This window comes from Microbacterium sp. cf332 (assembly GCF_900102175.1).
GTDB lineage: Bacteria > Actinomycetota > Actinomycetes > Actinomycetales > Microbacteriaceae > Microbacterium.
The window spans coordinates 589,060-609,426 of record NZ_FNKN01000002.1; the positions used below are offsets into that span (position 1 = coordinate 589,060).

The 20,367-nt window shown below is 69.9% G+C and carries 18 protein-coding genes; 7 read left to right on the forward strand and 11 right to left on the reverse strand.

What is annotated here, in order from left to right:
- Nucleotides 1-36 precede the first annotated feature (36 nt).
- Together BLT21_RS09875 and BLT21_RS09880 are read left to right on the forward strand one after the other, a co-directional pair.
- Nucleotides 37-1,017 (forward strand): nuclear transport factor 2 family protein, encoded by a 981-nt coding sequence (locus BLT21_RS09875; RefSeq protein ID WP_091501542.1) that lies wholly within the window; start codon nucleotides 37-39, stop codon nucleotides 1,015-1,017.
- Nucleotides 1,018-1,041: 24 nt separating this feature from the next.
- Nucleotides 1,042-2,208 carry a cupin domain-containing protein gene (locus tag BLT21_RS09880; protein ID WP_091501544.1) on the forward strand — a complete coding sequence of 389 codons (1,167 nt, stop codon included), beginning with the start codon at nucleotides 1,042-1,044 and terminating at the stop codon, nucleotides 2,206-2,208.
- 36 nt (nucleotides 2,209-2,244) lie between these two features.
- Here the strand turns inward: BLT21_RS09880 and BLT21_RS09885 are convergent, their stop codons facing one another.
- On the reverse strand, nucleotides 2,245-3,171 hold the full coding sequence (locus BLT21_RS09885) for a LysR family transcriptional regulator (RefSeq protein WP_091501546.1): 927 nt from the start codon (nucleotides 3,169-3,171) through the stop codon (nucleotides 2,245-2,247).
- A 78-nt stretch (nucleotides 3,172-3,249) separates the two neighbouring features.
- Here BLT21_RS09885 and hisD point away from each other — a divergent pair, with 78 nt between their 5' ends.
- The 4 genes from hisD to BLT21_RS09905 all read left to right on the forward strand — a co-directional run bounded on the left by hisD (nucleotide 3,250) and on the right by BLT21_RS09905 (nucleotide 8,123).
- Nucleotides 3,250-4,569: a histidinol dehydrogenase gene (gene hisD, locus BLT21_RS09890; RefSeq protein ID WP_091501549.1), complete on the forward strand. Its 1,320-nt coding sequence runs from the start codon at nucleotides 3,250-3,252 to the stop codon at nucleotides 4,567-4,569.
- Between the two features lie 328 nt (nucleotides 4,570-4,897).
- On the forward strand, nucleotides 4,898-6,223 hold the full coding sequence (locus BLT21_RS09895; protein WP_176786868.1) for a quaternary amine ABC transporter ATP-binding protein: 1,326 nt from the start codon (nucleotides 4,898-4,900) through the stop codon (nucleotides 6,221-6,223).
- Nucleotides 6,223-7,146 carry an ABC transporter permease gene (locus BLT21_RS09900; protein ID WP_091501552.1) on the forward strand — a complete coding sequence of 308 codons (924 nt, stop codon included), beginning with the start codon at nucleotides 6,223-6,225 and terminating at the stop codon, nucleotides 7,144-7,146. The genes BLT21_RS09895 and BLT21_RS09900 overlap by 1 nt, the downstream gene beginning before the upstream one ends.
- A 65-nt stretch (nucleotides 7,147-7,211) precedes the next feature.
- Nucleotides 7,212-8,123 carry a glycine betaine ABC transporter substrate-binding protein gene (locus tag BLT21_RS09905; RefSeq protein ID WP_091501554.1) on the forward strand — a complete coding sequence of 304 codons (912 nt, stop codon included), beginning with the start codon at nucleotides 7,212-7,214 and terminating at the stop codon, nucleotides 8,121-8,123.
- A gap of 65 nt (nucleotides 8,124-8,188) precedes the next feature.
- On the opposite strand, the gene BLT21_RS09910 is transcribed toward BLT21_RS09905, so the two are convergent.
- The 4 genes from BLT21_RS09910 to BLT21_RS09925 form a co-directional block, all read right to left on the reverse strand.
- Nucleotides 8,189-9,031, reverse strand: coding sequence for an HlyD family secretion protein (locus tag BLT21_RS09910; protein WP_091501556.1), 843 nt, complete (start codon nucleotides 9,029-9,031; stop codon nucleotides 8,189-8,191).
- A 71-nt stretch (nucleotides 9,032-9,102) separates the two neighbouring features.
- Entirely contained in the window at nucleotides 9,103-9,288 is a 186-nt protein-coding gene (locus BLT21_RS09915; protein WP_091501558.1) for a hypothetical protein, read from the reverse strand.
- Nucleotides 9,289-9,295: 7 nt separating this feature from the next.
- A complete protein-coding gene (purL, locus tag BLT21_RS09920; RefSeq protein WP_256336017.1) occupies nucleotides 9,296-11,617 on the reverse strand; it encodes a phosphoribosylformylglycinamidine synthase subunit PurL in 2,322 nt (773 codons plus the stop codon).
- A 159-nt stretch (nucleotides 11,618-11,776) separates the two neighbouring features.
- On the reverse strand, nucleotides 11,777-13,531 hold the full coding sequence (locus tag BLT21_RS09925; RefSeq protein WP_256336018.1) for an alkaline phosphatase family protein: 1,755 nt from the start codon (nucleotides 13,529-13,531) through the stop codon (nucleotides 11,777-11,779).
- A gap of 68 nt (nucleotides 13,532-13,599) precedes the next feature.
- On the opposite strand from BLT21_RS09925, the gene BLT21_RS09930 reads away from it, so the two are divergent.
- Nucleotides 13,600-14,232: a hypothetical protein gene (locus BLT21_RS09930; protein WP_091501563.1), complete on the forward strand. Its 633-nt coding sequence runs from the start codon at nucleotides 13,600-13,602 to the stop codon at nucleotides 14,230-14,232.
- Here BLT21_RS09930 and BLT21_RS09935 read toward each other — a convergent pair.
- The 6 genes from BLT21_RS09935 to BLT21_RS09960 form a co-directional block, all read right to left on the reverse strand.
- Nucleotides 14,198-14,785 carry a DUF1349 domain-containing protein gene (locus tag BLT21_RS09935; RefSeq protein WP_091501565.1) on the reverse strand — a complete coding sequence of 196 codons (588 nt, stop codon included), beginning with the start codon at nucleotides 14,783-14,785 and terminating at the stop codon, nucleotides 14,198-14,200. The genes BLT21_RS09930 and BLT21_RS09935 overlap by 35 nt on opposite strands.
- 18 nt (nucleotides 14,786-14,803) lie before the next feature.
- Entirely contained in the window at nucleotides 14,804-15,196 is a 393-nt protein-coding gene (locus BLT21_RS09940) for an ester cyclase (RefSeq protein WP_091501567.1), read from the reverse strand.
- 47 nt (nucleotides 15,197-15,243) lie between these two features.
- Nucleotides 15,244-16,602, reverse strand: a complete 1,359-nt coding sequence (locus tag BLT21_RS09945) for an ABC transporter substrate-binding protein (protein WP_091501569.1) — start codon at nucleotides 16,600-16,602, stop codon at nucleotides 15,244-15,246.
- Between the two features lie 37 nt (nucleotides 16,603-16,639).
- Nucleotides 16,640-17,596: a carbohydrate ABC transporter permease gene (locus tag BLT21_RS09950; RefSeq protein ID WP_091501571.1), complete on the reverse strand. Its 957-nt coding sequence runs from the start codon at nucleotides 17,594-17,596 to the stop codon at nucleotides 16,640-16,642.
- On the reverse strand, nucleotides 17,596-18,525 hold the full coding sequence (locus BLT21_RS09955) for a carbohydrate ABC transporter permease (RefSeq protein ID WP_091501573.1): 930 nt from the start codon (nucleotides 18,523-18,525) through the stop codon (nucleotides 17,596-17,598). Before BLT21_RS09955 ends, BLT21_RS09950 begins: the two co-directional genes overlap by 1 nt.
- 173 nt (nucleotides 18,526-18,698) lie before the next feature.
- The gene (locus tag BLT21_RS09960) at nucleotides 18,699-20,216 is read right to left on the reverse strand and encodes a glycoside hydrolase family 76 protein (RefSeq protein WP_176786869.1); all 1,518 of its coding nucleotides are present in this window, start codon (nucleotides 20,214-20,216) and stop codon (nucleotides 18,699-18,701) included.
- Nucleotides 20,217-20,367: the final 151 nt, after the last annotated feature.

A 20,367-nucleotide genomic window follows, 5' to 3' on the forward strand; every position in this document is an offset into this window, starting at 1 on the left:
CGCGCCGCTCGGCGCCGAACCCCCAAGGAGTGACGAGTGCCTCTCGATCCGGTCGCCTACCAGCCGTACGCCGACCCCGACGACTTCATCCGGGAGGTCACCGACCTCATCTGGGTGGACCGGTCGATCAGCTTCATCCGCGAGAACTACGAGCCCGACTCGATCGTCCACGGGGCCTACGGCACCTCGACGACGCGCGACGAGGTCATCGAGGGCACGCTGATGCGCATCTCGGCGACGCCCGACCGGACCGGCCAGGCCGAGGACGTGATCTGGGAGGCCCGTGGGGACGACGCCTTCCTGAGCTCCCACCTCGTGCTCTCGGGCCACCTGCAGACCTCGGAGCACAGCCGTACCATCGCCAACTGCCTCTACCGGCGCGGTCGCATGGTGGAGGAGTGGGTCGTCCGCGACTCGCTCGCCGGGGCGCTCGCGCTGGGCGTCGACCTCGACGAGCTGGCCCGACTCTCGGCCTTCCGCGGGTACACCGGCTCCTGGACCGAGCCGGCCCCCGCCGACCCGATCTCGGTCGGCGACTCGGGGCCGCGCCCCGACGACCACCGGTCCGAGGTCGAGCGGGTCATCGAGATGATCCAGACGGTGTGGAACGACCGCGACCTGCAGAAGGTCGAGAAGTTCTTCCACCGCGACCTCGTGCTGCTCACCGTGGGGAACCGCGTCGTCATCCGTCCCGAGGGCTACCGGCGGGCGCTCCTGCGCTTCCTCGAGTCGTTCCCGGCCGGACAGTTCGAGATCCGCGACATCCAGACCAACTACGACGTGCGCTACGCGGGACTGCGCGTCGCGGTCACTTGGCGGTTCGTCGGCGCCTACAACGGCGTCCCGAACTACGGTCCGCTCACCGGCAAGCCGGTCGACGTGCTCGGCATCTCGCAGTTCACGTTCCACCAGGGCGCCCTCGTCAAGGAGGTCCGCCTGTGGGACGACATCGCCCTGCGCGCCCAGATCGCGGGCATGCGCGGCGACGAGCCCGTCGGTCCCGGAAACATCTACTGATCCACTGGAGGGAAGAACACCATCATGAGTACCGATCACCTGAGCCACGACACCGTCGTCGACGGGGCCGAGATCGAGCGCCGCACCATCCGCAAGAGCGACTGGGCGCCCCACAACGCCGCTTTCATCGACTGCCGCACCCCCGGTTCGGACCGCAAGGAGAACTACGCCTTCATCGGCGGCGGCGTGTCGCAGAACGCGGGACAGATCATCAACCTGACCGAGGAGCACGGTTTCAACACCGGTGCGGCCGGCATGCCCAACGGCATCTCGAACAACCTGCACCTGCACTTCACCGCTGAGGTCTTCGTCAACCTCGGCGGCGAGTTCCGGCTGCGGTGGGGCATCGACGGCAAGCAGGGCGAGTACGTCAGCACCGACGGCGACATCATCTCGATCCCGACCTGGATCTTCCGAGGCTTCACGAACGAGGGGCCCGACGACGGCATCCTCTGGACGGTCCTCGGCCGTGACGTCACCGGAGGCATCATCTGGGGTCCGTCCGTGCTGAAGGAGGCCGAGTCGTACGGTCTCTACCTGACCGCGGAGAACCAGCTGATCGACACCGTCGCGGGCGACGAGCTCCCCGACGACGTCGCGCTCATCAAGCCCATCCAGCAGAAGTACGTCGACGAGCTGACGTCGTACTCGGTCGAGGAGATGCGCCAGCGCGTCATCCAGCCCGGCGACCGGGTCTACAGCGCCAACGCCCTGCTGTGCGCGAGCCTGCCCGGCGGCGCTGCGGAGCTCAGCCTCGCGATCGGGTACGGCATGAGCGAGGACCGGCGCCAGGTGCCCCGCATCCACGAGCCGCACTCGTTCAACATGGCCTGGCTGCGTGCCGCCGAGGACGAGGGGATGCTGCGTCATCGACACGACAAGAACCAGGCGCTGCTGGTCAAGAGCGGCCGATGGGCGGTGACCCTCAACGGCGACCCGTCGTCGACCGTCGAGCTGGCCCCGTCCGACTCGTTCTCGGTGCCCGCGGGCGCCTGGCGGGCGTTCCGCTGCATCGAGGCCGGCGAGTCCGGCGCGGGCGAGCTGCTCGTCGTGACCTCGGGCGACGACCGCGTCTACCTCGAATGGGCCCCCGAGGTCGTCGACGCCGCGCGCGACGCCGACTGGATGATCGATCCCAACGGATACCTCGCGCCCGTCGGCGTGATGGTCACCGCGACCGAGGACGACTGACCCGGCGCACGTCGCCCGCTCCGGGGCGTCCGCCGGTCACGAGGCCGGCAGGCGTCCCGGATGCGCGTCGAGGCGGGTGCGCAGCAGCTGCTCGGCGAGCGTCGCCATCCGGCGCGCGGCCGGCGAGAGGTAAGCGCCGTCGCGGTGGGCGAGGGCGATCGTGTCGTACACCGGGTCGGCGAACGGCACCGCGGTGACGCCCGCCGGGAATCGTGCCGACTCGGCGATCGTCCGCGAGACGATCGTGTCGGCCGCGCCGCTCGCCACCAGGCCCAATGCCGTCTCGACGTTCTCGACCTCGATCGCCGGGTCGAGGGACAGCCCCTCGAGTCGCGCTCGTTCGAGCAGCTGGCGTCGGGTCGGGTCGGTCCATCCGGCGTACGCGTCGTAGAGGACGAGCTTCGCCGCCGCGACGTCTGCGATGGACACGGGTGCGGTGGGCGCGTCCGGGCGTCCCGACACGAAGAGCACCTCGTCGCGGAACAGCGGCGTGATCCGCAGACCGGTCTCGTCGACCGGCAGCACGAGCAGGCCGGCCTCGATCTCGCCGGCAGCGATCGACCGCGCCACGAGCGCGGAGTTGATGCCGACCAGGCGCACCCGCACGCCCGGGTGCTGCGCGTGGAAGCGCTCCACGAGGTCGGCGAGGTCGTAGTACGCCGCATTGCGGAGCACGCCGAAGGTGCACGTGCCCCCCTCGAGCGAGTGCAGGGCCCGCATCGTCTCGATGCCGTTGTCGATCGCCGACACGGCCTGTTCCGCGTGCGCCCGCAGGGCCGTCGCCGCCTCCGTCGGTGCGAGGCGTCGCCCGCCGCGACTGAACAGCCTCACGCCCAACTCGCGCTCGAGGCGCGCGACCAGCTCCGACACCGACGCCTGCGTGGTGTCGAGCTCGATCGCGGCGGCGGTGAATGATCCGCACTCGAGCGCCGCGAGGAAGGCCTTCAACTGGGTCAGGGTCACGTCCCAATGGTAAACCCGATGCTTCGTATCGGATCCATCGGGCTTGTGGGGGATGAGGGCTCGCCCTAGCGTTCCGGTATGCGATTCACTCCCGCTCTGCTCGAGCGCCTCGACGGTTCCTTCCGCCACCTCAAGACGCCGCTCGTCGACGCCCCGGCGGCGCAACGCGACCCGAAGGTCATCGAGACCGTGTCGACGATGCTCTCCGACATCCAGGCCCGCGGCCTCGACGCCGTCCTCGATTACGCCCGCTCGCTCGACCGATACGAGGGCGGCGATATCGAGCTGACGGCCCAGCAGATCGCGACCAGCGGCGACCGTCTGCCCGCCGACCTGCGCGAGGCGATCGAGCTGGGCTCGCAGCGCACCCGCGCCTTCGCCGCCGAGCAGCGGTCGCACCTGACCGACTTCGAGACCGAGCTCGTGCCGGGGCTCGTGACCGGCGCCCGATACGTGCCCGTGTCGCGCGTCGGCGCCTACCTGCCCGCGGGGCGCTTCCCCCTCACCGCGAGCGCGTTCATGACCGTCGGCGTCGCGAAAGCCGCCGGTGTGCCGACCGTGATCGCGTGCACCCCGCCGCAGCCGGACGGCGGCGCGAACGACGCCGTCGTCTACGCAGCGCACCTCTCCGGTGTCGACCGCGTGTTCGTGCTGGGCGGCGTCCAGGCGCTCGCCGCCATGGCGTTCGGTCTGCTCGGCGACCTGCCGGTCGACATGCTCGTCGGCGCGGGCAACGCGTTCGTCGCCGAGGCCAAGCGCCAGCTGTTCGGGACCGTCGCGATCGACCTGCTCGCCGGCCCCTCGGAGGTCGCCGTCATCTCGGACGAGACCGCCGACCCCGAGATCGTCGCCGCCGACCTGCTCGGCCAGGCCGAGCACGGCCCCAACTCCCCGGCCGCACTCGTCACGACATCGGAGGTGCACGGCCGCGCCGTGATCGAGGCCGTCGACCGTCAGCTCGCCACACTCGCGACCGAACCGATCGCCGGCCCGGCATGGCGCGACTACGGCTCGGTCACGGTCGCCGACGACCGCGAGACCGCCGCCGCCCTGATGGACGACCTCGCGCCCGAGCACCTCGAGGTCATCTCGGCCGACGACACCTGGTATCACGACCGCCTGCGCAACTACGGCTCGATCTTCCTCGGCCCGTGGAGCACGGTCGCATACTCCGACAAGGGCATGGCCGGCACGAACCACGTGCTCCCGACGGCGGGCGGCGCGAAGCACAGCGCGGGCCTGTCGGTCTCGCGCTTCCTCAAGCCGCTGACGTATCAGCGCATCACGCGCTCGGCCACGCCCGAGCTCGCTGAAGCCGTGCAGGTCATCTCCGACTCCGAGGGTATGGCGGCGCACAGCGCGACGGCCACGATGCGGCTCGCCACCTACGCCGACTGAGACGCGCCCGCGCCGTGCGTGATGCCGAGGACATCCCGCGCGGCGCGCGCGTGATAGCGGAACCGCCGATCAGCGGTCAAATCCCCGGGACGATTTGCGACCTCGGGGGAGACGTGAAACGTTGGGTCAGGCCTGTTGTGGGCCTCTACCCGACCAGTCCGCGGTCGCTGGTGGCAACCCTGGGGGTGCCAGACCGGCGAGCGTATGGTCGGCGGCCCGTGCGCGTGGATCCGACATCCGCGGCCGAGACGCCGTCGCGAGACGTGCGCCAGGAGGTCGCCACCCGGGCGTGACCGCTGCAGCCCTGCACCGGCTGCCGAGGTGACCTGTGACCACTCCGTCTTCTGTGGGGGAAGCTCCTTCTCCTGCCCTGGAAGCCAAGAACCTGTACAAGGTGTTCGGCCGGAATCCCAAGACCGTCGTCGAGAGACTGCGGGCCGGCGCCCAGCGCAACGAGATCGCCGACGCCGGGACGGCCGCCGTCATCGACGCGTCGTTCAGCGTCCAGCCCGGCGAGATCTTCGTCATCATGGGCCTCTCCGGATCGGGCAAGTCGACGCTCATCCGCATGCTCAACGGGCTGCACGACGCGACCGCGGGTGAGATCACGGTGAAGGGCGACTCGATCACCGACGTCGCCCCCGCCCGGCTGCGCAGCATCCGTCGAGAGCGCATCGCGATGGTGTTCCAGCACTTCGCCCTGCTGCCGCACCGCACGGTCGCCGCGAACGTCGCCTACCCGCTCGAGCTCCGCGGTGTCGGCAAGGCGGAGCGCACCGCCAAGGCCGAGGAGATCCTCGCGCTCGTCGGGCTCGAGGGCTGGGGCGACAAGCTCCCGTCCGCGCTCTCAGGCGGGATGCAGCAGCGCGTGGGCATCGCCCGTGCGCTCGCCGCCGACAGCGACATCCTGCTGATGGACGAGGCGTTCAGCGCGCTCGATCCGCTCATCCGACGCGAGATGCAGGAGCAGCTGCTGGAACTGCAGCAGAAGCTGCAGAAGACGATCATCTTCATCACGCACGACCTGAACGAGGCGATGTTCCTCGGCGATCGCATCGCGGTCATGCGCGACGGCCGCATCGTGCAGATCGGCACGCCCGAGGACATCCTCACCGACCCCGCCAACGACTACGTCGAGCAGTTCGTCCAGGACGTCGACCGCGCCCGCGTGCTCACGGCCGCGAACGTCATGGAGCGGCCGCGGCCCGTCGTCGCGGAGTCGGCCGGTCCCCGCGTCGCCCTCAAGCAGATGCGCGACGCGTTCATGTCGGCGGCCTACGTCGTCGGTCGCGACCGCACGCTGCTCGGCGTCGTCACCGACCGCGATGCCGTCAAGCTCGTGCGCCGCGGCGAGTCGTCGCTGTCGTCGGTCATCAAGGCCGCGCCGCAGGCCGTCAGCCAGGACGAGGTGCTCATGAACCTGTTCGTCCCCGCCGTCGAGTCGCCGCTGCCGCTGGCGGTCCTGGACGACGAACGTCGCCTCGTCGGCGTCATCCCGCGCATCACCCTGCTCGCCGCCCTCGGCCCCGGCCCGGGCGCGACCGAGGAGATCACCATCCCGCTGCAGCCGATGCCGCAGGCCGCGATCGATGAGGTGCTGGCCGAGGCGACCGCCGTCGACGGCGCAGCCGCCCAGAACGGGGAGGTGCGCTGATGGACGGGTTCCGCATTCCGCTCGGCCAGTGGGCCGAGGTCGTGGTCGACTGGATCCGCGACAACGCGTCGTGGCTGCTCGGCGCCGTCTCGACCGCCGTCGGCTGGCTCGTCGGCTCGCTCGCCGACCTGCTGCTGAGCGCGCCCATCGTCGTCGTGATCGTCGTCGCGGCGTTGCTCGGCTGGTTCCTCCGGTCGTGGAAGTTCGCGATCGGCACCGCGATCTCGTTCGCGATCATCCTCGGCGTCGGGCAGTGGGTCACGGCGATGCAGACGCTCGCGCTCGTGCTGATCGCGACCATCATCGCCGTCGTCATCGCCGTGCCGCTCGGCATCCTCGCGGCCCGCAGCGACCGCTTCAGCGCGATCATCAAGCCCGTGCTCGACCTGATGCAGGCGATGCCCGGATTCGTGTACCTCATCCCAGCGATCGTGTTCTTCAGCATCGGCTTCGTGCCGGGCCTCGTCGCGACCGTGATCTTCGCGCTGCCCCCGGGTGTGCGCCTCACCGAGCTGGGCATCCGCAGCGTCGACTCCGAGACCGTCGAGGCCGGGCATGCCTTCGGCGCCACGCCCGGGCAGATCCTGCGCGGCGTGCAGCTGCCGCTCGCCATGCCGACCATCATGACCGGTGTCAACCAGGTCATCATGCTCGCCCTGTCGATGGCCGTCATCGCCGGCATCGCCGGAGCCCCCGGGCTCGGCAAGGAGATCGTCCAGGCGATGTCGACCGTCAACATCGGCACGGGCGTCGAGGCGGGCCTGAGCGTCGTCATCCTGGCCATCTACCTCGACCGCCTCACCTCGGCGCTCGGCGACATGAGCGGCCAGAAGGGCTCGCTCCTCGGCGTGATCGCCCGGCGCCGCACGGCCGCCGCCGTCACCGCTGCGGCGGAGAAGCGCGAGCTCGTCCCCGCCGCCTGAGCCCCAGAACGTATCCTCCCTGCACCATCCATACGGAACGAACGAATACATACGGAAGGCACACGATGAACAAGCGACACCTCGTCGGGATCGTGGCGCTCGGCGCCGCAGCATCCCTCACCCTCGCCGGCTGCGCGAGCGGCAACCAGGCCGAAGGCGGCACCGGCGGCGACGGCGACAGCCTCGGCACCATCACCCTGGGCTACCTGCCCTCGTGGACGGACGGCCTCAGCACCGCCTACCTGCTCGAGGATCAGCTCGAGAAGATCGGCTACACCGTCGAGATGCAGGAGCTGACCGAGGCGGGTCCGCTCTACGCCGGTCTCGCTCAGGGCGACGTGGACATCTACCCCTCGGCCTGGCCCGAGCTCACCCACGCCTCGTACATGGAGCGCTACGGCGACCAGATCGAGGACCTCGGCGCGTACTACGGCAACGCCAAGCTCACGATCGCCGTGCCCGAGTACGTCGACATCACCTCGATCGAGGACCTCGCTGCCAACGCCGACCGCTTCGGCGGGCAGATCTACGGCATCGAGCCGGGCGCCGGCCTGACCGAGCAGACGCAGGAGTCGATGATCCCCGAGTACGGTCTCGACGGCACGTACGAGCTCGTCACGTCGTCGACCGCGGCGATGCTCACCGAGCTCGACACCGCGATCGCCGCCGAGCGCGACATCGTCGTGACCTCGTGGCGTCCCTTCTGGGCCAACGAGCAGTATGGGCTGAAGGACCTCGAAGACCCGCGCGGCGCCATGGGCGACGCGGAGGCCCTGCACTTCCTGGCCACCGCCGGCTTCGCCGACGAGTACCCCGAGGCCGCCGAGCTGATCGGCAAGATCAAGCTCGACGACGAGCAGTACGCCGCCCTCGAGGACATGGTCGTCAACCAGTACGGCGAGGGCAAGGAAGCCGAGGCGATCACCGCCTGGCTCGAGGAGTACGGCACGCAGGTCGACGGTCTCCAGACCAGCTGACCCAGCCTGTACGAAACCCCCGGGGGAATCCTCGGGGGTTTCATGCGTTCGCCGTGCGGCGAGAGTCAGTCGGGTCGGTCGGCGCGGTCGCCTCGCTCCGCGCGCGGAGGTCGGTCGCGCCGCATCCGGTTCCACATCTCGGTCGAGCGGGTGATCGCGCGCTGGGCGTTGTCGAGGAGATCCTGCGCGACCTCGGTCCAATCGGTCGAGCGGTCATCGGGCTCGGGCAGCTCACGCGGGGTGCCCTGACGCGCAGCCCGCTCGGCCGCGTCGAACGCGTGGGTCGCGCGGCGCACGGCCTCACGGTACGCGCTGTAGTCGGCGGGGGCCATGCGGGTCTCGCGTGTGGCCGGACGCAGCCACGAGGCCTGCTGATGCTCGCGGAGGAACAGCTCGAGCGGAGGCCAGCGGGCGTCGGACATCATCGGGAAACCGATCGCCTTGGCGGCATCCGTCTCGTACTCCATCCAGCGGGCCAGCAGCTCATCGTGCTCGCCCATGAGCCGGGCGAGCGGCATCCGATCGATCTCCTTGCGGGAGGCCGGCATCAGCGCCCGAGCGGCCTGGACACCGGCGCGACGCGCCTTGAGTTCGGCGACCGACGCACGCGCCTGGCGCTCGGCGAGCTGCAGCCGGCGGCGCGCTTCCGGCACCGCGCCCGCCGTCGCCCGCGGCGTCGACTTCTCGGCCTGCGCGCGCATCAGCTCGGCGCGGGCGACCTTCAGCTGTGCCCGCGAATGGGTGACGGCCTGCGTCGCGCGTCGCACATCGAGCTGCGCGGCGTCGAGCTCGAGCCGCCGCTGCGACGGGCGGCGGCGGCGCAGGCCGACGACACCGAGGGCGCCCGCGCCGGCTCCCGCCGGTGCGATCCACCACCACTCGGCCACGAGCGCGAGGACGAGATCCACCACTCCAGCCTACGCATCCGGCTGAGCGGCGTCTGCGTGCCGGGGCCGGGGCCCCGCGGCGCACCGGAGGATCAGCCGAAGAGGAGCGCGAAGACGGTCGAGCCGCCGCCGACGAGGATGAGCGAGACGATCGCGACCCACGCCGTCACCCGCAGACGACGCGAGCGCCCCCGCGCGAAGCCGGCGTACTCGTCGTCGTCGCCTTGCGGCGTCAGGTCTCGTCCGTCGCCCTGCGGCGTCAGGTCTCGTCCGCTCATGCCGCGCTCATGACGTCGGCACCTCGTCGACGATCTCGCCGAAGGCGGCGGGCAGGGTCGCGCGCGAGGCCGCCCGGATCTCGGCGACGGGAACCGTGAACAGGCCCTGCACGTCGAGCACCGACTCGATGCCCTCGGCCGCGTCCGTCACGCCGATGCGGATGACGGGGTAGTTGCGGCCCTCGCAGAGACCCCGGAACTTCACATCCTCCTCGCGGGGGACCGAAACGATCACCCGGCCCGTCGACTCGCTGAACAGCGCAGTGGCGACATCGACGCCGTCGCGCTCGACGATCTCGCTGAGCCACACGCGGGCGCCGACGCCGAAGCGAGTCGTCGCCTCGGCGAGGGCCTGTCCGAGGCCGCCCGTCGACAGGTCGTGCGCGCTCGAGACGAGCCCCTGCTGCGACGCCGCCTGGATGAGGCCGGCCAGCCGCTTCTCGCCCGCGAGGTCGACCTTCGGGGGAAGCCCGCCGAGGTGGCCGTGGACGGTGTCGGCCCAGGCCGAGCCGTCGAGCTCCTCGGCGGTCGTGCCGAGCAGGTAGATGTTCTCGCCGGCATCCTGCCAGCCCGACGGGATGCGGCGGGCGACGTCGTCCACGATGCCGAGCACGCCCACGACGGGGGTCGGGAAGATCGGCTGGTCGCCGGTCTGGTTGTAGAACGAGACGTTGCCGCCCGTGACCGGAACGCCGAGCTCGAGGCACGCGTCGGAGAGGCCGTCGACGGCCTGGCCGAACTGCCACATGACCTCGGGGTTCTCGGGGCTGCCGAAGTTCAGGCAATCGGTGACCGCGGTCGGGGTGGCGCCCGTGACGGCGACGTTGCGGTACGCCTCGGCGAGCGCCAGCTGCGCGCCCGCGTACGGGTCGAGCTGGCAGTAGCGGCCGTTGCAGTCGGTCGCGATGGCGAACCCGAGGCCGGACTCCTCGTCGACGCGGATCATGCCGGCATCGTCGGGGAAGCTCAGCGCCGTGTTGCCGAGCACGTAGTAGTCGTACTGGTTCGTGATCCACGACGTGTCGGCGAGATTGGGGCTCGCCACGAGCTGCAGGAACTCGTCGCGCAGGGCGTCGCCGTCGGACGCGCGGGGGAGGGACGCCGCCGAGTCGGCCTGCAGGCCGTCGATCCAGGTCGGGTAGGCGACGGGACGGTCATAGACGGGGCCGTCGACGGCGACGGTCGAGGGGTCGACGTCGACGATCTGCTCGCCGTGCCAGAAGATCTGCAGGCGACCGTCGCCGGTCACCTCGCCGAGCACGCTCGTCTCGACGTCCCACTTGCCGACGACGGCGAGGAAGGCGTCGAGCTTCTCGGGCGCGACGATCGCCATCATCCGCTCCTGGCTCTCGCTCATGAGGATCTCCTCGGGCGTGAGCGAGGGGTCGCGCAGCAGGACGTTCTCGAGGTCGACGCGCATGCCCGACCCGCCGTTGGCCGCGAGCTCGCTCGTGGCGCACGAGATGCCGGCGGCACCGAGGTCCTGGATCGCCTCGACGAGCTCGCCCGCGTACAGCTCGAGGCAGCACTCGATCAGCACCTTCTCGGCGAACGGGTCGCCGACCTGCACCGCGGGGCGCTTGGTGGGGCCGCCGTCGGCGAAGGTGTCGGAGGCGAGGATGGACGCGCCGCCGATGCCGTCGCCGCCCGTGCGCGCACCGAACAGCACGACCTTGTTGCCGGCGCCGGTGGCGTTGGCCAGCTTGATGTCCTCGTGGCGCATGACGCCGACCGCGAGGGCGTTGACGAGCGGGTTGCCCTGGTAGACCGAGTCGAAGACCGTCTCGCCGCCGATGTTGGGCAGGCCCAGGCAGTTGCCGTAGAACGAGATGCCGCTCACGACGCCGTGCACCACGCGGGCGGTGTCGGGGTGGTCGATCGCGCCGAAGCGCAGCTGGTCCATGACCGCGACGGGGCGCGCGCCCATCGAGATGATGTCGCGGACGATTCCCCCGACGCCGGTCGCGGCGCCCTGGAACGGCTCGATGTAGCTCGGGTGGTTGTGCGACTCGACCTTGAAGGTCACCGCCCATCCTTCGCCGACGTCGACGACGCCCGCGTTCTGACCCATGCCGACCATGAGACGGGTCTTCATCTCGTCGGAGACCTTCTGGCCGAAGCGGCGCAGGTAGTTCTTGCTCGACTTGTAGGAGCAGTGCTCGCTCCACATAACCGAGTACATCGCCAGCTCGCCCGAGGTGGGGCGGCGGCCGAGGATCTCGCGGATCTTCGCGTACTCGTCGGGCTTGAGGCCCAGGGCTCCGTAGGGCTGCTCACGCTCCGGAGTGGCGGTGGCGTTCTCGACGGTATCTGCGACAGGGGTGCTCACGCGGCTGGACTCCAGGACTCGGGATGCCGGACGCGATCAGTCTAGTTGGCGCGACCGGCTCGCCCGCTCGTGCGGGTGAAGCGTCGAGTCGCCAGAAAACGCGGATGCGGGCGGCCCGGCATCCGCATTTCTTGGCGACTCGACGCTGGGAGACGGGGATCAGGGGGTGTCGTAGGCGCCGAAGAGGCCGGTGCCGTGCTCGACGAGGGCGTCGTAGGCCTCGCCGTACGTCGCGGGCAGCGTGCTGCCCGGGTCGAAACGAGCAGCCAGGAGTCCGAGCAGTCCGCGCGCCGGCGGGGTGAGCGGTCGCTTGTGGTGGCGCTCGTCGGGCGCCTTGCGCGCGCCCTTCTCGGGATTGGGCGGCGCGTACAGCGACTGGGGCTGCGGCCAGGTGTAGGGCTGGCGCGGCGTCGTGAGGTTGACGGCGTTGAAGATGGGGTTCGCCGTCTCGTCGCGCACGGTGAGTGGACGCAGCCCGTGGAGTCGGCACAGGGTGTTCGTGACCGAGCCGTGGTGCATCTCGTCGTGCACGACCGTTCCGGCCGCGGTGTACGCGCTGACCACGATCGCCGGCACCCGCAGCCCCAGGCGGTCGAAGGCGAATCCCATCTCGCCCGGGCCGCTCGCGTCGGGCGGCGCGGCCGCCGGCGGAGCGACGTGATCGAAGGTGCCGCCGTGCTCGTCGAAGGTGATGAGGAGGGCGGTGTTCATCGCGTTCGATCCGGATGCCGACGCGCTCGTGCGGATGGCGTCGTAGACGTCCTGCGCGAGCTTGTCGCCCGCCCGCACGTCGCTGTCCGCGCTGTTGGCGATGCGGATGCGACTGCCGTCGGGCAGCTCGAGCTCGCCGTCGCGCGTCGCTCCCCAGGGCGGGTGCATGTCGTTGTGGTTGAACACCATGCGCGGCTCGATGAACGCGTAGTCGGGCAGCGTGCCGTTCGCCGCATCCACGTGGAACTGCTCCATGACGCGGAAGTTCGTCTTCCAGTACCGCTCGAGGACGGGCGCGTGCAGCATGCCGGTGAGCGAGACGAGCTGCGTGGCGTCGTAGTAGACCCGCCAGGTGAGGCCGGCGTCCTCGAGGCGGTTGAAGACCGTGGGAGCGGCGGGGGCGTCGATCCACTTGTCGTAGTCGTCGCCGGTGTGGTTGACGACGTAGCCGTGCGAGGTCGAGGCGTGGAAGAAGCTGCGGTTGCAGAAGGTCTGCGACGGCACACCCGCGAACCATCGGTCGTAGACCGCGAACTCGCGCGCGAGCGTGGAGATCACCGGCAGCATCTCGGGGGAGAACCCGCCCATGGCCGTGGCGTACTCGTCGGGGGTCGGTTCGCGCTTCTTCGCGAGGCGGTAGTTGACGACGTAGTCGTGCACGAAGCCGTCGTTGCGCGCGGTGGCGCCCGCGGCCGGGGCGTTGTAGGGCGCCTGCAGACCGTTGCGAGCGAGGTCGGCGTTACCGGCCGGATCGATCGTGCCGAACAGTTGCGTGTTGACGTGCGGGTAGGTCTCACCCGGGTCGGGCTGCGGCTGCTGCATGACGTGGTCGGTGGCGCCGGAGTAGACGTGCGCGGGCACCACGGAGCCGTCCGGGGCGGTGTTGGCGTAGTCGCCCTGCGGGACGCCGTCGAAGTCGGCCGCGCTCTTCTCGTCTGCCGAGTAGAGGTGTCCCAGCAGGTTGTCGAAGCTGCGGTTCTCGAACATCAGCACCACAACGTGGTCGAAGCCGGCGACGTGACGCGCCGCGAGCGGGGCGAACTCGGGCGGGTGCGCCGTGACGGCGGCCGTCGCGGCCGCGCCGGCCGACCCGCCGATCGCCAGCCCCGCCGCGCCGAGACCGGCGCGGCGCAGGAAGTCGCGGCGCGACGACCGGCGGCTCGCCCAGGAAGCGTCCGTCTCGTCGTGCCCGTCGTCGGTCACGCCCGCCCCCTTCCGCATCCGGTGATGCAGGCGATTGTAGGCCCGGGCGCGCGCACTACTGTCGCACCATGGAACACGCACTGCGTACTGACGGTGACGCCCGGGACGGCGCCCGCTACGGTGCCGCGGTCGTCGCGGCGATGTTCGCGACGTACCTCGCGGTGGCCTTCGACTTCTCGGCCATCGTGCAGGCCGAGCTGTACGCCGGCACCATCACGAACGACATGCCGTTCGTCGACGTGCTGCAGTTCCTGCTCGTGGTCGTCGCGCTCACGGTGGCCCTCGCCCTGTTGCCGACGGCGGCGACGCGTCGCGTCGGCGGCATCACCCTGTCCTGCGTGACGCTGTTCCTCTGGGCGACGTTCGGCCTGTTGCGGGGCGCCGGGCACCTCGCCTCGCTCGATCCGCTGTGGTCCGTCGTGCTGAACCAGGGGTTCGTGGCACTCCTCGCCGGGGTCGGGGGCTGGGTCATCGCCCGCGGTCGGCATCCCGCGTCGTGGGTCGTCGTCGCCGTCGCGCTGCTGCCGCCGCTCGTCGGCCCGCGTCTCGTCGAGGCGAACGTCACGAGCGGGGGATACGCGCTCGCGATGCAGGCGATGGTGATCGCGGGCGGGTCGGCCGCGGTGTGGATCGCGGCGGCGATCGACCGGTGGATGCGCGGGCGGCTCAGTGGTCGGGATGCAGCGACGCGTCGGCGCTGACGCTGCGCCACGAGACGAAACGCACGGTCAGCCCGGCCCGCGTCGGCGCGCAGCAGAACGGGCCGGCCGTCACGGCTGCGGCCGTGTCGAGCGGCGCGACACGAACGAGGCGCCAGTCCTCGTCGTCGACGCGCGCGCGGAGCGTGACGGCGTCTCCGGAGCGGCTCGCGCGGATCGTCACCACTCGGCCCGTCCACTCCGAGACGGGTGAGAGCGACCAGTCCGACATGCCGCGGGTGACGACGGCGCCGAGGCTGTCGGCGCCGTCGCTGTGCTCGACGCCCGCCTTGATCCAGGTCTCGTCGTCGACGCGCAGGAAGACTCCGGCCTGGTCGAACTGGGCCGAGAAGTCGAGCACGAACGAGACCTCGACCGCGGTGCCCGACGGCATCGGAGCGAGCAGGGCGTGCTCGTCGTCGTGCACGAAGCCGTACGAGGTCACGCGCCAGGCGTCGCTGCCCGCGCGGGCCGTCACCAGCAGCGCTTCGCCGTCCGGTTCGACCCGTTCGGGGTCGTTGGTCCAGGTGCCGCGTGTCCAGGCGATGTCCGTCATCGCGGTTCTCCTCTCGGGTCAGTCGGTCAGTTGGGCGAGCAGCGCCGCGTGATCGGTGGTTCCGGCGAACTCGACGATGCGCCCGCCCGCCAGCCGCAGGAACGAGAACTCCGCGACGTTGACGTGACGCCGGGTGGGGCGGATGCCCCGGAACGCGCCGGTGTGGGTGCCGCCGGCCCGCACGTGTGCCGCGATGCGATCGTCCTCGGCGATGAGCTGGATGCGGCGCACCTGCCAGTCCGGGAACGCGTCGAGCACCTCCACCGTGTCGGCCATCCACGCCTCGACGCCTCCCGGCAGGTGCGCGCGCCGGACGCTCGGGTCGATGAACGTCCGGATCGCGTCGAGGTCGTGCCGGTTGCACGCGTCGAGGTAGTCGGCGTACCAGGCGTGCATCTCCCACGGCTCCATCCGCCCATTATCGGCGGCCCGCACGGGCCGGCCCGCCGAGAGGCCGGTCAGCGGGCGGCGGTGGCGTTCTCGTACGCGCGCATCGCGGCATCCTGCGCGTCGGCCAGTGCCTCCTCGGCGGTCTTGTCGCCGAGCAGGGTCGCCGTCACGGCGTTGTTCAGTTCGTTCTGGATGTCCTGTCCGGCGGGGGAGGATCCGAACGACGAGCCGTAGTCCACGACGTCGTAGTAGGTCGCGACGACCTGGTCGAAGCCCTCGTCGCCCGACGACGTCACCCACTTCTCGCGGATCTCCTGGTCGGGCTGCGGTGACCCGGTGAACAGGCCCGTGTTGGCGCCGCCGTCGGCCGCGCGGGTCTCGGCCCGGGCCTCGCCCGCGGCGTTCCAGGCCTCACCGCTCGTGAGCGCCGAGATCCAGGCGCACGCGGCAGCCGCGTTCTTCGCGCCGGCAGGGATCACGAACGCCTGTCCACCCGAGACCGAGAACGGCTCGCCCGTGCTGTCGCGGAACGGCACGGCCTCGATGTCGATCTGGTCGATGTAGGGCGAGAGCACGTTCGGGTACCACTGGGCGTTGACCTGCGCGCCGACCTGGTCGGTCACGTACTGGTTGCCGTCGCCGAACGAGTCGAAGGCGTCGGTGAAGCTCTTCACCTGCGCGAACCCGCCCTGGGCGTCGTTGATGCGCTGCAGCAGCTCGAGGCCGGCGAGGTTGCTCGGATCGTCGAGCGTCGGCGCGCCGTCGTCGCCGGTCAGGCGACCGCCCGAGCCCAGGATCCACAGCGCGGACTGCCCCGTCGACACGGGGTCGAAGCCGAGCCGGGTCGGCACCCCGTTCGACTCCTGGTACATCTTCTCGATCGCGGCGAGCAGGACGTCGGGCTGCGACGTGTCGATCTCGTCAGCGGTCACGCCCGCGGCATCCATCACCCGCTTGTTCAGGATGATCGCCGGCGGCTGGTAGAACTGCGGCGCCCCCCACACCTCGTCGTCGTAGCGCACGTCGTCGACGACGGACTCGTACCAGCGCTCGTCGGCGTCGACATCCTGCGCCTCGAAGCAGGCGTCGAGCGACACGATGAGGCCCTGCGCGGCGTACTGGGTGACGTATCGGCGGTCCATCTGCACGACGTCGGGCACGTCGCCGCTGGCGATGCGGGTCGTGAACTTCTGCGAGTCGAAGGCTGTCGCATCCAGCTCGACCTCGACGTCCGAGAGCTGGGCCGCCGCGTAGTCGAGCCGCGCGGTGCCGACGTCGTCGGCGTTCTCGAACCCCCACGCCGCGAGGGTGCCGGTGGGGGTCGCCGAGAAGTCGACGTCGGCGTCGGCCTCGCCGCCCGAGCAGCCGGCGAGGGCGAGGGCGGATGCCACGGCCACGGCCGTCGCTCCGATCACTCGATTGCGCATGTGTTCCTCCTGTCGTGGTCCCGCGCGAGCACGCGGGTCATCCCTTGCGGCCCTGCGTGGCGACGCCCTCGATGAAGTAGCGCTGCCCGAAGGCGAAGAGGATGAGCATGGGCAGCGTGACGATGAGCGAGGCCACCATCACGTACTGGTAATCGCCCTGACCGCCGGCCGTCGGGCTGTACTTGGTCATGGCGTAGGCGATGCCGAGGGGCGCGGTGAACTCGTCGACCGACCCGGCGTTCAGATAGATGAGCGCGGCCTGCAGGTTGTTCCAGCTGGCCTGGAACTCGAAGAGGAACACGATCACGAACGACGGCACCGACAGGGGCATCGCGATGCGCCAGAACAGTCCCCAGTAGCTGGCGCCGTCGATGCGGGCGGCCTCGAAGAGTTCGCGCGGCAACCCCAGGAAGAACTGACGCTGCAGGAAGATGTAGAACGCCGAGCCGAAGAGGTTGGCCCCCCACAGCGGCACCCAGGTGCCCAGCAGGCCCGTCTCCTTCCAGATCAGGTAAACCGGGATCATCGTCACCGCGCCCGGGAGCATCATCGTCGCGAGCACGAGCCCGAAGAGCAGCTTGCGCCCCGGGAACGAGAAGTAGGCGAAGCCGAACGCGACGATCGAGCTCGAGATCGAGACGGCCGTCGCGGCGAGCAGCGCGATGGCGACGCTGGTGAACATCCAGCTGAGCAGCGGCAGCTGGTTCCACACCTCGGCGTAGTTCTCGGGAACGAACGTCTGCGGGATGAGGCGGTTGTCGAAGACCTCGCCGCGCGGTTTGAAGCTCGCCGCGAGCAGCCACGCGAACGGGTAGAGGAACAGCAGGGCGAAGCCGGTGGAGACGGCCGCGAGCACGACACGACCCGCGACGGTCTTCGGCGTGCCGATGCGGCGCCGGGCGCGGCGGGGGCGTCGACCCGCAGCCGGTGCCGCCGCTGCGGCGAGCTCCGGCGTGGGGTCGCCCACGCCGGGTGTCTGCTGCGTGATCGCCATCAGCGGTCTCCCTCGTAGAAGACGAAGCGGTTGCCGAACTTCACCTGGACGACCGTGACGACCATGATGATGACGAAGAGCAGCCAGGCCATGGCGGCGGCGAAACCGAAGTTGAACTGCCGGAAGGCCTGCTGGAACAGGTAGATCGCGTAGAACAGCGACGCCTCGGGCGACGCGTTGCTCTGGTCTCGCCAGAACAGCAGGTAGGCCTGATCGAAGACCTGGAAGGCCGCGATCGTCAGCACGATGACGTTGAAGAACATCGCGCCCGAGATCATCGGCAGGGTGATGGAGAAGAACTTCCGCATCGGTCCCGCGCCGTCGAGCGAGGCGACCTCGTAGAGCTCGACCGGCACGTTCTTCAGGGCCGCGAGGAAGATGACCATCGTGCCGCTCACCGTCCAGAGCGCCATGATCACGATGCTCGGCTTGACCCAGGCCGGGTCGACGAGCCACTGCGGCCCCGAGATGCCGATGGTCGCCAGTCCCTGATTGATGGCCCCGGAGTTGCCGTTGAGCAGCAAAAAGAACACCGCGGCCGTCGCGACGGCGGGCGTCATCTTCGGAAGGTAGTAGAGGGTGCGGAAGATTCCCGCGCCCCGCCCCATGCGGTTCAGCAGCAGGGCCAGGAGGAGCGCGAAGAGGATCTCGAGCGGCACGGCCATGACCGCGTAGAACAGGGTGTTCGCGAGCGATACGGCGACGCGGGGGTCATCGAACAGTCGCGCGTAGTTGTCGAGGCCGATCGGCCGCGACGAGTTGGTCGCGAGGTTGTAGCTGCTGAACGAGATGTACAGGCTGTAGACCATCGCCCCGACCGTGAAGACGAGGAAGCCGATGATCCACGGCGTCAGGAAGAGGTAGCCCGCCAGCGCTTCGCGCCGGTTGTACTTCTGCCGGATGCTGCGGGCAGGAGCGGAGCTGCTGATGTCGGCCTCCGATGCTTCGTCGCGCCAGAACCGACGGACGCCGTCCTGTGGACCTGAAGCTAGGAGAACCGAGAGACGCTTCCCCAGTGCCTTGACAGGGAAGCGTCTCTCGGGCAGTGATCGCGACGCAGCTGATCGCGGCGATCATGCCGCACCGCGCAGCCTCGATGCGCTCAGTCGGCGACGGTCATCCGATCGAGGTTCAGATAGTTCGTGCTGCCCGCCGCGCTGTCGACACGCAGGTCGACGCGGTTGTAGCCCGCAGCGAGCGAGACGGTCACCGTGCGCGCCTGCCAGTCTCCCCAGCCGGACGTCGCGGGGAACGACAGCGGGGTCGTCGCGCCGTTGACGGTCAGCGCCCGCGAGGCGACGCCCCCGGCCGCGGCGTAATGGAACTGCAGCTCGTAGGAGCCGGCGGCCGCCACGTTGACGTGGAAGGTCACTCCCGTGCCGTCGCCGATCCAGCCGCCGATGTATCCGCGCCCGCTGTAGCCCGACTGCCCGCTTTCGGAGATCACTCCCGAGCGCTCGGTGTTCTCGGCCTCGTAGACGCGGGTGCCCTCGACCGGACCCGTGTAGCCGTCGGGAGTCGCCTGGTGCATGACCGCGACGCTGGCCGCCGCGGCCAGGCTCTGGATGGCGGTCGTGCCGAGCTCGGGCGCGGGAGCGGTCCAGTCGTATGCCCCGATGCCCGCGGAGTTGAGGTGATTGGCCGCCTGGGTCGCGTTGTCGGTGAGCAGCTGCTCGTACTGCGTCTGCCCGGCATCGTCGATCAGCGCGCGGATGTTGCGCGTGAGGATGGCCTTGAACCCGCCCGTGTCGTCGACGCCCTCGAAGAGGAAGGTCCCCGACGAGGTGAGGTTCGCCGTCGCCCAATCGATCGCGGCCACCGCGCGCGAGAGCTCCGCGGGATCGCCCGAGTCGAGGTACATCTCGAGGGCGGCGCCGGCGTAGTTTCCCTGGTTGTACGTCCAGTCCCAGTCGACGAACTGGCCGGTGCCCTCGATGTGGTCGCGCAGCTTGCCTCCGACGTAGAAGTTCGCGTCGAGCCATGCGAAGAGGCTGCGTGCGGTGTCGCGGTACGAGACGTCGCCCGTCGCCGCATAGATGCGCATCGCCGTGTAGACGGCCGTCGCGTTCGTGGCGACGTTCTTCTCATTGCGTTCGCCGTCGCCGATGTCGACGTTCTTCCACCAGATGCCGCCGCCGTAGGTCGTGTCGGCGTACTGGGCGATGAAATCGAACATCTCGATGGCGTCGTCGCGGTACTCGACGTCGCCGGTGATCTCGTACGCGCGGATGGCGCCGCGCGCCCACCATCCGATGTCGTCGTTCCAGTCGTTGTCGCGGAAGTCCGGGTACTGCGTCTGGAAGCCGTCGTAGATGTCGTCGATCATCTGGCGGGCATCGACGTCGCCGGTGCGCTCGTAGACGTCCATCACCGTCTCCCAGAGCTGCGCCTCCCACCAGTAGTCGGTATAGAGACCACCGTGCGGGCCGTGCGCATGCTCCGGATGGATCTGGTGGTCGCTGTAGGTGAAGAAGTAGTTCGCGGAGTCGTCCCAGAAGTCGTCGACGAAGTCGTCGAACGCCGAATCGGCCTGGGGAGGGGTCAGGGCGTGCGCCGGCTGCGGGACCAGCAGGGCAGCGGTCAGCGCCGTGGCGCCGAGGACGGTCAGGGATCTCTTCATCGTTCTCTCCTCGCTGAAAAAACATATTGATTGCGAGCCAGACGGCCGCGACATCGGGGGATGTGAGCAGACCATGAGCTCCGCGATCAGCTTTGCACATATTTATAGCTTTTAATAGACGGATTGGCGGATCCGTCCTATACTCGGGCTC